The organism is Litorivivens sp. (assembly GCF_041624475.1).
Taxonomy (GTDB): Bacteria; Pseudomonadota; Gammaproteobacteria; order Pseudomonadales; family Spongiibacteraceae; genus Litorivivens.
This window is the reverse complement of record NZ_JBFJUX010000006.1, coordinates 77836-90810: the sequence shown is the minus strand read 5'-3', so window position 1 is coordinate 90810 and position 12975 is coordinate 77836. Positions and strand designations below refer to the sequence as shown.

At 56.5% G+C, this 12975-nt stretch carries 9 protein-coding genes; 3 read left to right on the top strand and 6 right to left on the bottom strand.

Annotated features, from left to right (window positions below; translation table 11 throughout):
* Positions 1-118: 118 nt before the first annotated feature.
* Positions 119-4906 (top strand): NAD-glutamate dehydrogenase, encoded by a 4788-nt coding sequence (locus ABY734_RS08850; RefSeq protein ID WP_372778626.1) that lies wholly within the window; start codon positions 119-121, stop codon positions 4904-4906.
* An 8-nt stretch (positions 4907-4914) separates the two neighbouring features.
* Here ABY734_RS08850 and ABY734_RS08845 read toward each other — a convergent pair whose 3' ends face one another.
* Both ABY734_RS08845 and ABY734_RS08840 read right to left on the bottom strand, forming a co-directional pair.
* Complete coding sequence (locus ABY734_RS08845) at positions 4915-5529, bottom strand: DUF924 family protein (protein WP_372778625.1); 615 nt, start codon at positions 5527-5529, stop codon at positions 4915-4917.
* 99 nt (positions 5530-5628) lie between these two features.
* Positions 5629-6123: an MOSC domain-containing protein gene (locus ABY734_RS08840; RefSeq protein ID WP_372778624.1), complete on the bottom strand. Its 495-nt coding sequence runs from the start codon at positions 6121-6123 to the stop codon at positions 5629-5631.
* Between the two features lie 171 nt (positions 6124-6294).
* Here ABY734_RS08840 and ABY734_RS08835 point away from each other — a divergent pair, with 171 nt between their 5' ends.
* On the top strand, positions 6295-6651 hold the full coding sequence (locus tag ABY734_RS08835; RefSeq protein ID WP_372778623.1) for a nuclear transport factor 2 family protein: 357 nt from the start codon (positions 6295-6297) through the stop codon (positions 6649-6651).
* 13 nt (positions 6652-6664) lie between these two features.
* Here ABY734_RS08835 and ABY734_RS08830 read toward each other — a convergent pair whose 3' ends face one another.
* From ABY734_RS08830 to ABY734_RS08820, 3 genes are all read right to left on the bottom strand, one after another.
* A complete protein-coding gene (locus tag ABY734_RS08830) occupies positions 6665-6952 on the bottom strand; it encodes a hypothetical protein (protein ID WP_372778622.1) in 288 nt (95 codons plus the stop codon).
* 63 nt (positions 6953-7015) lie between these two features.
* Positions 7016-8263, bottom strand: coding sequence for a sulfotransferase (locus ABY734_RS08825; protein ID WP_372778621.1), 1248 nt, complete (start codon positions 8261-8263; stop codon positions 7016-7018).
* 30 nt (positions 8264-8293) lie between these two features.
* Positions 8294-9484: a DUF1214 domain-containing protein gene (locus tag ABY734_RS08820; protein WP_372778620.1), complete on the bottom strand. Its 1191-nt coding sequence runs from the start codon at positions 9482-9484 to the stop codon at positions 8294-8296.
* A gap of 182 nt (positions 9485-9666) precedes the next feature.
* On the opposite strand from ABY734_RS08820, the gene ABY734_RS08815 reads away from it, so the two are divergent.
* Positions 9667-11841, top strand: coding sequence for a molybdopterin-dependent oxidoreductase (locus ABY734_RS08815; protein ID WP_372778619.1), 2175 nt, complete (start codon positions 9667-9669; stop codon positions 11839-11841).
* 79 nt (positions 11842-11920) lie between these two features.
* Here ABY734_RS08815 and ABY734_RS08810 read toward each other — a convergent pair whose 3' ends face one another.
* The gene (locus ABY734_RS08810) at positions 11921-12973 is read right to left on the bottom strand and encodes a 2-oxoacid:ferredoxin oxidoreductase subunit beta (RefSeq protein ID WP_372778618.1); all 1053 of its coding nucleotides are present in this window, start codon (positions 12971-12973) and stop codon (positions 11921-11923) included.
* Positions 12974-12975: the final 2 nt, after the last annotated feature.

The following is a 12975-nucleotide window of genomic DNA, read 5'->3' as shown; positions in this document are numbered from 1 at the left end:
CTCTTGCCAATATCCGAGCGATCGCGCGCGTAATCGCGGGCGCGATCGGTAATCCTCAGGTTGAATTCGCGACGTCTTCTACTAAGCTCATGCTGTAGAAGACATTTTTGGATTCGCAATGAAATCAAATCTGAGCAAACTCCACACCTACATTCGCAAGTCCGTTGCCGCAAAGGAAGAGCAGCAACAGCTCATTCGGATCGCCGACCGTTACTGGGATGTTATCGACCAGCACGAGCTGAAACGTCGCAGCGGCGCCGAGCTGTTCAATATCACCCGCCACCATCTCGAGCTCGCAAACACCCGCCGCGGAAACAGCGTTAAACTCAATATCCACGAAGATGAAGAGCGCGGTACCGTGCTGTTTGAGATGGTCACCGCTGACCGGCCCTTTATTTTCGACTCCCTCTCCAACCTGCTCTACGACAGTGGCTACAACCTACTGCAATCCAACCACCCGATTCTCTGGGTGAAACGGGACGGGCGCGGACGGCTACAAAGCATTACCGCACTGGATCGGAAAGAGCAGGAAACCACCGATTATCAGGCTGAGTCTTTCGTCCGCTATGAGCTGGAACCCACGATCAACGCCCTGCCCATCAGCCAGCTGAAAAAACGGGTGCATGAAACCCTGGCCAATATAGAAGTGGTAGTCAAAGACTGGAAAGCCATGCGGGCAAAAGCCGTGTCCCTGCGCGAGCATTACCAGAACAGTCCGGCGCCGCTGAAACCTCGGGCGCGCCGCCAGATCACCAACTTTCTGGGCTGGATTGCCGAAAACAACCTCACTTTTATCGGCTATGTGAAGCTCAACCTGACCGAAAGAGATGGCAAGCGATCGCTTCAAGTCGCGCCTCACACCCGGCTAGGGCTGAAACTGGAATCTGCACCCTGGGAGCACATCAGCGATCCGGCCGAACGTCAAAGAACGCTGGAAAACTACCTGGACAGCCGCCGGGTGCTGACCATTACCAAGTCGACTGACGTTTCACCCGTGCGCCGCTTCGTACCCATGGACTACATCGCAATCAAGGACTTTGACGAAGACGGCAAGCTGACCGGAGAACACCGCTTCTTCGGATTAATGACCCGGGCGGCCTACAACAGTCGAGCGCTGGATATCCCACTGTTGGCTGATCGCATTCGCGCGGTCATGGATATGGCCCACTTCCCGGCCGGAAGCCACAACGCCAAAATGCTGTTGCAGATTCTGGAGACCTTCCCCCGCGACGAACTGTTCCAAAGCAGCACCAAAGGGCTCTACAAAATATCCATGGGCGTGCTGGCCATTGAAGAGCACAACCGAGTCCGGGTGTTCAGTCGCGCCGACCCCTTTCACCGCTATTATTCGATCCTGGTCTATATTCCCCGCGAAAATTACAGCCAACAGGTACGCGAACGTATTCAGAAGGTCGTCGCCACCGCCCTCAACGCCGCGAGCTGCGAATTCAATATCTTTTTCACCGACTCGCGCATGGCCCGGCTGCAGCTGATCGCTCGACTGCAACCCGACTCGCCACTGCGGGTAGACAGCGAATCCCTGGAAGCCCTGGTCGCCGGCATTACCGAAAGCTGGCAGGGCCGCTTGAAAGACCTGATCTATGAGCGTTACGAACGCAAACAGGCCCAGGCCATCTACCGCTACTATGTGGACGGCTTCAGCGCGGCCTACACCGCGAAAACATCGCCAGAAAAGGCACTCTCGGATATTGAACATCTGGAGAAACTGCACAGCGCTGAAGAGCCCATATCAGTGCGCCTGTACCGGGATATATCGCGACTGGAAAACAGGGTGGAACTGCGCTGTTATTTCAAAACACAGCCCCTACCCCTGTCAGATATCCAGCCGCGCCTGAACAATCTCGGTCTGCGCCTGTTGCTGGAGGACCTCTACCCGGTTGCCGCCGCTGACGGCACCTGCTACTGGGTGCAGGATTTTCGCGCCCAAGTGGCGGTCGACGTCAATCAGCTTTTCTGGAGCGACTCCAGCAATTTTGAACGGGCCTTTGTTGCCATTCATCAGGGCCTTTGCGACGACGACGAATTTAACCGACTGCTGGTCAGTGCCGACGTAAACTGGCGCGAAGCAGCTTTGCTGCGAGCCTACTGTCGCTATCTCAAGCAATTGGGGAGCAATTTTGAGCAGCAATACCTGAGCCGCTTGCTGGTAGAACACGGCAGCTTGGCCAGACTGCTGATCGACCAGTTTCACGCCCGGTTTTCACCGGATATCAGTGATCGGGAAACGCGCTGCAAAAAAATTGAAGAGCAATTGCAGTTCGGGCTGGAAGATGTGCAGAGCCTCGACGCTGACCGCCTGATCCGTTCTATCAAACACCTGATACAGGCAACGCTGCGCAGCAACTATTACCTCGACGATCAGCAGGCAGTATACGCGCTGAAGTTTTCGCCGCGCGATATACCGGAGGCCCCCGCACCGCGGCCGCGCTACGAAATCTGGGTACATGCCCCCTGGGTGGAAGCCGTTCATCTGCGCGGTGACAAGGTCGCCCGCGGCGGGCTGCGCTGGTCTGACCGGCCTGAAGATTTCCGTACCGAAGTACTCGGTCTGGTTAAATCACAGATGGTCAAGAATGCTGTCATCGTTCCGGTTGGCGCCAAAGGTGGTTTTGTCTGTCGGGCGCTGCCCACGCAGGGCGATCGACAGGCCGTTCAGGATGAGGTAATCAACTGTTACAAGACTTTTATCAGGGCGATGCTGTCGATCACCGATAACCTGGTTAAAAACCGCATCACTCGCCCTGATCGCCTGGTCTGTCACGACGACGATGACCCCTATTTGGTAGTCGCTGCAGACAAGGGCACGGCCACCTTTTCAGACATTGCCAACAGTATTTCAGAGGAATTCAACTTCTGGATTGGTGACGCCTTCGCCTCCGGGGGTTCCAACGGCTACGATCACAAAAAAATGGGAATTACAGCCAAAGGGGCCTGGGAGGCGGTAAAACGCCATTTCCGGGAAATGGGCAAAGACATACAACGCGAGGACTTCAGCGTACTGGGTATAGGCGATATGGCCGGTGACGTATTCGGTAACGGCATGCTGCTGTCCAAACACATTTGCCTGAAGGCGGCCTTCAACCACCAGCATATTTTTATCGATCCAAATCCCAACCCGGCGACTACCTGGAAGGAACGTCAGCGCCTGTTCAAGCTGCCGCGCTCAAACTGGGAGGATTATGACAAACGCCTTCTGTCCAAGGGCGGCGCACTCTACTCACGAAAAGACAAACGCATCAGCCCCAGCACCGAGGCCTGCGAAGCTCTTGGCCTGGAACCGGGCGACTACACGCCCGATGAGTTGATTCACGCCCTGCTGAAAGCGCCGGTTGACCTGTTGTGGAACGGCGGGATCGGCACCTACGTCAAAGCCGAGCACGAAACGCCCCAGCAAGTGGGCGATCGCGCCAACGATGCCATTCGTGTCAACGGCAGTGAGCTGCGCTGCGCGGTAGTCGGCGAGGGAGGCAATCTCGGTCTTACTCAGGCTGGACGCATCGAATACTGCCGTCACGGCGGCCGATGTAATTCTGATTTTATCGACAATTCGGCGGGAGTCGACTCGTCGGACAACGAGGTCAATATCAAAATCCTCCTCAACCAGATGGTTGCCGAGGGCGAACTCAAGCAGGCCGATCGCAACCGCCTGCTGCGCCAGATGACCTCGGCGGTTGAATACAATGTGCTGCGCAATAACTACCTGCAGACTCAGGCAATCAGTATGCTGTCGATGCAGGCCCCTGAACGGCTTGGGGAACAGGCCGAGCTGATTCGTATTCTTGAACGCGATGCGGGTCTAGACCGCAAACTGGAGAACCTGCCCGACGAAAAAGGGCTGCAGGCGCGCCGCACGACCGGAGAGGGCCTTACCCGACCGGAACTGGCCTGCCTGATGTCCTATGCCAAGATCCATATCAACAAGCTGCTGATTGAATCCTGCGTTCCTGAAGACCCCTATCTCGCCCAGGAGCTGGTGCGCTACTTCCCCGCCAAACTGGTTGAGCGTTTTGAAAAGCAGATACCCAATCACCGTCTGTGGCGCGAGATTATTTGCACAGTCGTCACCAACAGCCTGGTCAACCGCATGGGTAACGCCTTTGCTCATCGGCTCAACGATGAACTGGGCAACAGCTTTGAAGATATGGCCCGGGCCTATACTGTTGCCCGGGATCTGTTCGGGCTGCGTGACCTCTGGAAGGAACTGGAAACCCTCGACAATAAAATTGATGCCGGCCTGCAACTGAAAATGATGCTGGAAATCCGCCGCCTGATTAAACATGTCACCCTGTGGCTGCTGAATAGCAAACTGCCCCTTACCGACATTCGCTCGCTGATAGACCGCTACCAGCCGGAAGTCCGGATGTTGAGCGAAAACATCGACCGTTACTTGAGTCAGGGGGAATTAACCCTGCTCAATGACAAACTGCAACACTACCAAAGTGAGGGCGTGCCCGAAGCGCTGGCGCGCCGAGTGGTCACTCTCAAGGCGCTCTATGCCGCTCCTGACATCACCTGGCTGAAGGAACAGACCCGCGCCGATGCCGAGCTTGCCGCCACACTCTACTTCCAGCTTGCCGACACACTGGAAATAACCTGGGTGCGACGCCAGATCGAACAGCTGGAAGCAGAAACCCGATGGCACGCTCTGGCGCGCAATGCCCTGCGCGACGACCTTTATCAACGCCATCGGGACCTTTGTGCCAAGGTTGCCGGAGAAATCAAACGCAAGGCCGACCCGATCAAGGAGATTCAGGCTTGGGTGCAACAGCAAAGTGTTCAAACCGACTACCTGCGCGACCTGATAGCCGAAGTGCGCAGCACCCAACAGGCGGACTATATGAGCCTCTCTGTCATCCTGCGCCAGCTCGGGCGTTTGGCAGCATAACTGACTTGTTAGAAGGAAGAGCCCGGCTCACGTAAAAACCGGATCTCTTCCACGCTCGACTCCCGGCCGAGAATGGCGTTGCGGTGAGGAAAGCGACCAAAGCGTTTGATGATGTCGTAGTGGCGTCGGGCAAAGTCGTAGAAGGAATTGAACAGCGGGCGCATCTCGGCCGTGGCTTCGTCGCGCAACTGGGTAAACAGGCGCATGGAATCTTCCTGGTCCTCCAGGTTTTCGGAGTGCTCCAGCGGCAGGTAAAAAAACACTCGCTCAATGGGCCGCAGTTCTGTGTCCACATTATCCCCCAGGCCCTCGCGGCACCAGCGACGCGCGAGCTCATCCTCGGCAAAGGCTTCAGGTTTATCGCGATAGATATTGCGTCGGAACTGGTCGATAAGAATAATCGCCGCAAGCCGCCCTGGCGGGTGCTCCAGCCAAGGCGTCAGAATGCCGGCGCTGGCCTGTTCGACCCGATGCGAAAACTTGGCCCAGATAAGCTGATCGTTATCCGCTGATTTACCCCACCACAACGCACTGTATTTGGCCGCCACCTCACCATCATAGGGTGAATCACCAAACCAGAACTGGAGCACGTAGTCCCAGTCATCAATTAGATCCGCCAGCATAGAACTGCCCTCACCGTGAACCCCCAAAATGTATCGCCGCCGGAATCCATCGACGGGTATTACGCACTACGCTGTAGCAGGAACGCTTCACTTCTAGGCCTAGTGACCCTGCCAAACCAGGCTGTCGCCTACGTTCATCACCCCGCCTTCTATCACCCTTGCCGTTATACCTCCATGGCCACGCATGGCATTGTAGCCGCCGGGACCGAGGGCTGCTTCCATCTTGCTGCAGGGATGCGCCAGTCCACTGTATTCGAGAAGAGTCTCTCCGATAGCAAAGCGTTTGTTTTTCAAGGCAAGCAGGTTCAGGCCCGATACCACAATATTGCGTCGCACCGTTTCAGGCGCGACGGTGCCGCAATGCAAAAAACCTGCGATCGCCACGAGATGTTCCTGCTGAATCAGCGTTATCTGCCTCGCAGACCCGAACCGCCCCTTGAAACGATCGCCCACCAGGCCTTTACCCGCAAACAACTGGGCGGACTCGACGGCGATCATCGGCTCGCCCCGTGCCGGGCGCACGCCAATCCATTCGATGGCACCGGCTTGTGGCAGCGTATCGATCAGCTTGGCAAGCCCGGATTCGGGATGCATGTCAGCTCCTTTCTTTACAGGGTGCTATTGCGACGCATTTGCAGTCAGCTAGCTTGTGTCGCCGAATAGTTAAAACCACTCGCGGGCGGCATGCAATCGGCTTGGCCGCTTTCGTCATTCGCCGCCATCAAACAAGTGCCTATACTGATGCAAACTTCAGGAGCAGAAAAAATGGAATACTCAGACAAAGTCGCTGCCGTCCACCGCTATTTGGAGGCCTTTGAAACCGCTGATATCGCTATCATCCGCGAACTTTACGCCGATGATGCCACTGTTGAAGACCCCGTAGGAACCGCCATTCATACCGGCATTGAAGCCATCGTTGCCTTCTACGAAGCCAGTCTCAACAGCGGTGCCAAACTGACCCTGACTGGCGAACCACGCGGGGCTGGCAACGAAGTCGCCTTCCCCTTTCAAGTTAATGTCCCCGGCATGACGATTGACGTCATCGATGTCTTTGAATTCAACGCCGACGGCAAAGTATGTTCCATGCGGGCATTCTGGGGCCCCGAGAACGTGAAGGCCTGAGCTGGGTAGAGCCCTATTTCGGCTGAGCCGCAAATACGGTATTGAAAAACAGCGCGCCGCGTTTAACCAGAATGGTGACGTCGGCGCCGATTTCACAGCCCGGCAGCTTGGCAATGATGTAGCTTCCACTGTCCGTCTTGATCGTTGCATGGAACAGCGACTCGGCCGCACCACCCAGGCGCTCGCAGCGCTCCACGCTGCCAACCATACTGTCGACAACCTCGCCCTGTTTGTAAAAGGACAAGACCGCGAAAGCGCATATTATCAGCGCAGTGACCAATAGCGCTGAACCCAATTTCATATTACAAGCACCTCTCAATAAGGGACGATTTCAACGCAATTACCGGCAGACGTTTACTAAACGCTAGACCTCGTCGGGCACGCCATAGTGCGTCTGGTAGCGACGAAACAGCGCCCGCTCATTGCTGCGCTGCGCATCAACCTTATAGCTGTGAGCCCCAAATTTACCCTTCGGTTTATTGGCCAGATAGTCCAGCATCTTTTGTTCTGCGTCGGCACTCAATGACAAACCAAAGTGCCGGTAAATGCCGCGTATACAGTCCATCGGCGTGTCCATCAGGTCCTGATAGCGCGAATCCGTGATATTAGCCTCTGGTACCACCCCCTTGTCCCGCTGTTCCATCACTCTCTCCAGCCGGCGGGCAGTCGCTTCGCCCATAATAATATCTTCGAACAGTGTGGCATTAAACGGCTGATCGCTGCGCATGTAATACAGGGTGCCCATCAGGCTGGTGGTTGACGCCATACATTTGATCGGGTCGCGATGGGTTTGCACGATGCGCGCATCGGGATAGACCTTGAGCAGCGTCTCCAGATGCACTTGATGTTCAGGAGCCTTCAGCAACCAGCGCCGCCGCGGATTTCTGTATTGGAGAATCTGCAGTACGGTTTTGTGGTAGCGGTACACTGGCTCCATATCCGCCTCTGCGCACCAGGCCGTATAGGACGGCGTCTGATGCAGTGACGCGATATGATCGCTGATAAAGGTACCTGCCATAATCAGTCCGCACTCGGCAGGAATATCTCCGCGCATCTCGTGCATGGTATTGAACTCCGGCGCCACCCTGCCCCATTGAGTCACCAGACTGTCAGCAATTTCAATGCGCGGATCACAGTGGTAACTCTCTGGTTCCGGCGGTGGACAGGGCTGCAAAGCTTCCCAGATAAGCGGCACACCCACATCGGGATCCTGCGACAGCAATTCAAACAGTATCGAGGTACCCGAGCGCGGCAGTCCTACAATGAACAGTGGTTCGCTGATTTTTTCTTCGAGAATGGCCGGGGTTTGTTTGAGCGTATCAACCACTTTCAGTCTGGACGACAGCCAGTGGAGAATATCGCTGCGCGCCATCAGCCGACCCATCAGAGTTAACTCAGCTTCTGTTTCCAGCGCCTGAATAAGCACGCGAAATGGTTCTTGCCAGCCGGTGTCACCGAAATCCGAAAGTCCAGTCAGTGTTTGTGCCTGCAAGAGCAAAGACTCTTCGTCCAGCGGCACCACTGCCGAAAGATTGAAATAACTCCCCTCCCGATTGACCTGACTGACCCAATCGGGATGCGGCGGAGGTGTCCAGCTTGGCGTATTGGTCATGGGGCTACCCTTCTCTTTGAAGTCTTCACGTCAATACCCAAAACGGCGAATAACGCCGAGCCTGCGCTCACGCAACTGCTGTTTTCTTTCTTCAGGCGACAGCGTTTTTACGTTTTCCGGCAGCGCTCCGTACAAATCTTTTATCGGCACGACCTCAAACGTTGGGCGGGGATAGCTGTCTGCACCGACCCAGCGAAAGGTGATATAGCCCTCTGGATAACCGCTGCTATCAAGCCAGTTCGGGACACCGGGATCATTCGCGGCAATGACCAGTAAAAGCTCACCAGAGGCTTCCAGTACTGCGTGATGGCAATTGGTGCTGCACAATCGATAGCGGTAGTCCATGCTCTCCCACCAGAAGTTTCCGAACTCCACCGCCCAGTAGGCTGCTCTGGGAGGAGTAACCCGCACGACGGCGGCCTCATCATCGCCCATGCACCAGTTGGCAATCAGCGGCAAGCCGCCCGGCGTCGCGTCGATGGTATTCTCATCCAGCTCGTTGTAAGCAAAAAAAACATTCGGCTGCGCGCGCCATTTGTTGATCTGCTCCACCCAGTACGACACCGACCAGCGCAGCCATTCCGCGCTGCGCTGCAATTTTCTGCTGACGTCCAGACTGTTTGGCGGTGCGGGCGGTCCATCAGCGGTCAGGCATTCAATCATCGCCGCCATTGGTTCTTCGTTGAGCCAGTCGGCAAAGAACTGGCGAATGGTGATGCGGTAGGTCTGCGGTGTGGTTTGAACCCAATTAAGCCGTGCTTTTTCAGGTGGCGGCTCAGGGCTCAGATGCAGCTCGAAATGTCCTTCTGCATCACAGTGGATATCCTCACGAAACAGGCTGGCAATCACTTTGCCGCCCCAGGGCGTATCACCATCCTCCAGCACGGTAATTGCCAGAAATCGCGCGGAGCCAAGTCTGCCGCTGAGCCGATAGCGGTGCTTACCGTTGACCGGTGCTCCGAGATACAGGGCATCGGTATTGTCGCCGCCCTGCTTTCGCAGGGGATCAAAATAATGCAGCAATTCCGGATGCTCGGGATCAGTGTTCTCGGCTTCAAACTGCAGGGCCAAGGCGATATTGCGCGCCAACAGCCGCATCCCGGTGCTGCGAGTCGTTTCATCCGCAGGAACATTGTCGGCAAAAACGATATCCCCGATAGTTTTCAGCTCGTCGCAGAATGCATTCCAGCCCTGGCGCAGAGTCTTATTGTAATCGGCCATGCCTTGTACCATTTTTTCAAAAGTATCCTGAATCTAGCTCGCTTGCCGCTGTGGCCGGGTGACAGAACCTTAATTTTCAGACTCGCACAGCCACTCGCAGCCACTTATCAGGTTAAAGAATGTTAAACCCCTACCCTGAGCGCTACACTACAATATCGCTCTTTTGCTTTCAGGATGTACCCATGACCACAACCGCCCCCTCGCTCTGTCGCAGCTGCCATGCCGGCTGCCCCGTCACCGTAGAGATGGACGGCGCAAGCCCGGTTAAAATCAGCGGCAATCGCAATAGCCCCACCTTTTACAATTTCTGCTGTCGCCGCGGTCAGGTCATGACCGATCATATCAATCACCCGGACCGCCTCCTGCATTCCATGAAACGTCAGAGTGACGGCAGCTATGCCCCCATTCCGGTGGAACAGGCGATGGACGAAATCGCCGAGCGTCTGAAAAAGATCCTCGACGAAAACAGCCCCCGCTCGGTGGCAACTTATATCGGCACTTACTCAGCGCCCTACCTGCTGTCCGGCCAGATGGCGGGCGTATTCACCGCTGCACTGGGCTCACCCATGATCTTTGCCAGCGCCACCATCGACCAGCCGGGCAAGGATATTGCCGCTGCCATGCTGGGCCACTGGCAGGCAGGCCCGCAGCCCTTCGCCGGAGCGGACACCTGGCTGATGGTTGGCGGAAACCCGATTGTCACCATGGCCGGAGGCATTCCCAGCCAGAACCCGGCCCGTCGGCTGACCGACGAAATCAAGGCCGGCATGAAGCTGATTGTGATCGACCCGCGCCGAACCGAAACCGCCAAACGTGCCCATATTCACCTGCAAGCCAAGCCCGGTGAAGACGCCTCCATTCTCGCGGCGATGATTCACACCATCATCAATGAAGAGCTATATGACAGCGAGTTTGTCAGCGAAAACGTGCGGGGGCTTGCCGAGCTTAAAAACGCGACCCAGGCCTATACCCCTGCCTACGCTGCCCAGCGTGCCGATGTCCCGGCTGAGCAAATTGCGGAAGCGGCCCGGGTGTTTGCCCGCGCCAAACGCGGCTGCGCGGCAGGGGCCACCGGCGCCAACATGTCGGGCCACAGCTCACTGGTCGAATACCTGCTGCAATGCCTGAACACCCTTTGCGGTCGCTTTTTGCGTGAAGGGGAAACCGTCGCCAATCCCGGGGTTTTTCTGCCCCGCGCTACACCGGTGGCCCAGGCGGCCAACCCCACACCTTACAAAGACGTGGGCGAGAAGCTTAGAGTGCGGGGGCTGGCTCAGTCAGCCTGCGGCATGCCAACTGCTGCATTGGCCGATGAGATCCTGATGGACGGCGAGGGCCAGGTTAAAGCCTTGTTTACCTGTGGCGGTAATCCCGCCGCCGCCTGGCCCGACCAGAAAAAAGCTGCTGAAGCCCTGAAAAAACTTGAGCTGCTGGTGCATATCGATATCAAAATGTCTGCGACGGCACGGCTGGCAGACTATGTGATAGCGCCGAAGGTGTCTTTTGAGGTGCCCTCCATTTCCTTGACCGCCGAGCGTTTGGAATCCTTCAGCTACCACTGGGGTTTTACCGAACCCTTTGGCATGTACGCGCCAGCCCTGACCGACGTGCCGGAAGGCTCGGATCTTATCGAAGAATGGGAGCTCTACTACGGCCTGGCACAGCGACTGGGCATCGGCCTGTTCACTGTGCCCATCGCTTCGACCACAGCCCCCCTGCGCGAACCGCAGGACTTTCTAATGATCGATATGGAAAACAAGCCGACCACGGAAGAACTGTTTGCCCTTTACACCAGCAATGCCCGTATCAGCCTGGAGGACGTTAAAAAGCACCCGGATGGTGCCCTGTTTCCCGAGGACATTCCCGCCGCCCCGAAAAATCCGGAAACGGCAGGACGGCTGGATATCGGCAACAGCGATATGATGAGCGAGCTGGAAGAGGTTTTCGAGGAGGTTCACGAACACGAGGGCTACCCCTTCCGCTTGATCTGCCGGCGTATGAAGAATGCCTACAACTCGTCGCTGCGCGATATTCCGTCGTTGAGCAAAGGCGCGCCGCCCTACAATCCGGCCTTTCTCCACCCGGACGATATTACCCAACTGGGGCTGAGTGAGGGCGACCGGATTGTGCTGGAATCACCCCATGGCAAAGTCAGCGGCATTGTCGCCAGCGACCCCTCACTGCGCGATGGGCTGGTTTCCATGGCCCATGCTTACGGTGGCCTGCCGGACGAAAACAGTGACATTGCAGCCATTGGCAGCAGCACCTCGCTGCTGGTCAGCACCGAAGACTCCTACGACCGTTATTCGGGCATACCGCGCATGAGCTGCGTGCCGGTTAAAGTATCAGCAGCCTGAGCTTCAAGAAGAGTCTGTTCTGATTGAAAAGCGATAGAAGGGACCATCGCCCGCTGCTGCAGGCGATGGTCTGGACGGTTTAACGCAAACTTTCGTTCAGGTTGTCGAGCACTTTCTGCCCCGGACAGAGATCACTCTCCACCAGTGAACGCAGCGGTTTGTTGCTGGTGCCGATGATTTCGTGCAGGTCACGGGAATCCTCGTCCATAAACAACAAGCCGGTAAGAATCTGATCTTTGGCTTTGTAATCCTTGATCAGCCCCAGCGCTGAGCGACGGCTGCTGATATCCAGCCCCGGATCAGCCTTCTGCAGATGCACAACAGAGCCATCGTGCAAGGTCACTTCCTGGGCTTCACCCGGCGGATAGTTGGTGGTGATCTCCTGTTTAACCGGCACAAAATCCACTGTCCCCGTGGCAGCGAGATGTTCACGCACGTGCTCGTAACCCTTGGTTGATGCCGGGTTATTGTTGAAAGTTACACAAGGCGAAACCACATCGATAAAGGCGAAGCCGCGATGGGAGATAGCGGCCTTGATCAGCGGTACCAGCTGAGCCCGGTCACCGGAAAAGCTGCGCGCCACAAACGTCGCACCCAGCTGCAGCGCAACACTGACCAGATCGATGGGCTCAAAGGGGTTCGGCTCGCCTTTCTTGCTCGCCGAGCCGACATCGGCCGTCGCCGAATCCTGCCCCTTGGTCAGGCCATAGCAACCATTGTTTTCCACCACATACATCATGTTCAGGTTACGGCGCACGGCGTGAGTAAACTGCCCCATGCCGATAGATGCCGTATCGCCGTCACCGGACACCCCCACATAGATCATGTCGCGGTTGGCCAGATTGGCGCCGGTCGCAACCGACGGCATGCGGCCGTGGACGGAGTTGAAACCGTGGGAATTACCCAGAAAATACGTGGGTGTTTTTGAGGAACAGCCTATGCCTGACAGCTTCGCGACCTTGTGCGGTTCAATCGACATTTCAAAACAGGCCTGCACGATCGCAGCGCTGATCGAGTCGTGGCCGCAACCGGCACACAGGGTCGACAGCGCACCCTCGTAGTCTTTGCGGGTATAACCCAGTTCGTTGACCGGCAGTTCGGGATGACGAAAGTTGGGACGTTGGTAGGTCATCG

What these genes read in the sequence shown, in the direction of transcription:
- ABY734_RS08850 (WP_372778626.1), top strand. Translation starts at nt 119, where the DNA reads ATGAAATCAAATCTGAGCAAACTCCACACCTACATTCGCAAGTCCGTT.
- ABY734_RS08845 (WP_372778625.1), bottom strand. Translation starts at nt 5,529, where the DNA reads ATGCTGGCGGATCTAATTGATGACTGGGACTACGTGCTCCAGTTCTGG.
- ABY734_RS08840 (WP_372778624.1), bottom strand. Translation starts at nt 6,123, where the DNA reads ATGCATCCCGAATCCGGGCTTGCCAAGCTGATCGATACGCTGCCACAA.
- ABY734_RS08835 (WP_372778623.1), top strand. Translation starts at nt 6,295, where the DNA reads ATGGAATACTCAGACAAAGTCGCTGCCGTCCACCGCTATTTGGAGGCC.
- ABY734_RS08830 (WP_372778622.1), bottom strand. Translation starts at nt 6,952, where the DNA reads ATGAAATTGGGTTCAGCGCTATTGGTCACTGCGCTGATAATATGCGCT.
- ABY734_RS08825 (WP_372778621.1), bottom strand. Translation starts at nt 8,263, where the DNA reads ATGACCAATACGCCAAGCTGGACACCTCCGCCGCATCCCGATTGGGTC.
- ABY734_RS08820 (WP_372778620.1), bottom strand. Translation starts at nt 9,484, where the DNA reads ATGGCCGATTACAATAAGACTCTGCGCCAGGGCTGGAATGCATTCTGC.
- ABY734_RS08815 (WP_372778619.1), top strand. Translation starts at nt 9,667, where the DNA reads ATGACCACAACCGCCCCCTCGCTCTGTCGCAGCTGCCATGCCGGCTGC.
- ABY734_RS08810 (WP_372778618.1), bottom strand. Translation starts at nt 12,973, where the DNA reads ATGACCTACCAACGTCCCAACTTTCGTCATCCCGAACTGCCGGTCAAC.